This is a genomic window from Streptomyces sp. XM83C (genome assembly GCF_023072675.1).
GTDB lineage: Bacteria > Actinomycetota > Actinomycetes > Streptomycetales > Streptomycetaceae > Streptomyces > Streptomyces thermocoprophilus.
In genome coordinates this window covers 1-941 of sequence record NZ_JALLGL010000621.1, presented here as the reverse complement: position 1 = coordinate 941, position 941 = coordinate 1, and the positions used below count along the sequence as shown (strand labels likewise).

Sequence of the window (941 nt, the reverse complement as noted above, 5' to 3'; positions counted from 1 at the left end):
TCGGGTACGGTCTTGATCACTTCGCCCTTGACGAAGATCTGCCCCTTGCCGTTGCCGGAGGCGACGCCGAGGTCGGCCTCGCGGGCCTCGCCGGGGCCGTTGACGACGCAGCCCATGACGGCGACGCGGAGGGGGACCTCCATGCCGGTGAGACCGGCGGTGACCTCTTCGGCGAGCTTGTAGACGTCGACCTGGGCGCGTCCGCAGGAGGGGCAGGAGACGATCTCCAGGCCGCGCCGGCGCAGGCCGAGGGACTGAAGGATCTGCAGGCCGACCTTGACCTCTTCGGCGGGCGGCGCGGACAGGGACACGCGGATGGTGTCGCCGATGCCCTCGCTGAGCAGGGCGCCGAAGGCGACGGCGGACTTGATGGTGCCCTGGAAGGCGGGGCCGGCCTCGGTGACACCCAGGTGGAGCGGGTAGTCGCACCGGGCGGCGAGCTGCCGGTAGGCCTCGATCATCACGACCGGGTCGTTGTGCTTCACCGAGATCTTGATGTCGCGGAAGTCGTGCTCCTCGAACAGCGACGCCTCCCACAGCGCCGACTCCACCAGCGCCTCCGGGGTGGCCTTGCCGTACTTCTCCAGCAGCCGCTTGTCCAAAGAGCCCGCGTTGACACCGATCCGGATCGGCGTGCCGTGGTCCTTGGCCGCCTTGGCGATCTCCTTGACCTGGTCGTCGAACTTCTTGATGTTGCCGGGGTTGACCCGCACCGCCGCGCAGCCCGCCTCGATCGCGGCGAACACGTACTTGGGCTGGAAGTGGATGTCGGCGATGACCGGGATCTGCGACTTCTTCGCGATGGTCGCCAGCGCGTCCGCGTCGTCCTGCGTGGGGCAGGCCACCCGCACGATCTGGCAGCCGGACGCGGTCAGCTCCGCGATCTGCTGCAACGTCGCCCCGATGTCCGACGTACGGGTCGTCGTCATCGACTGCACCGA

At 68.8% G+C, this 941-nt stretch carries 1 protein-coding gene; it reads right to left on the bottom strand.

The genetic code is table 11. From position 1 onward, the window contains the following. Positions 1-941, bottom strand: a 941-nt coding sequence (ispG, locus tag MTQ10_RS30745) for a flavodoxin-dependent (E)-4-hydroxy-3-methylbut-2-enyl-diphosphate synthase (RefSeq protein ID WP_247474083.1), incomplete at both ends; no start/stop codon positions are given.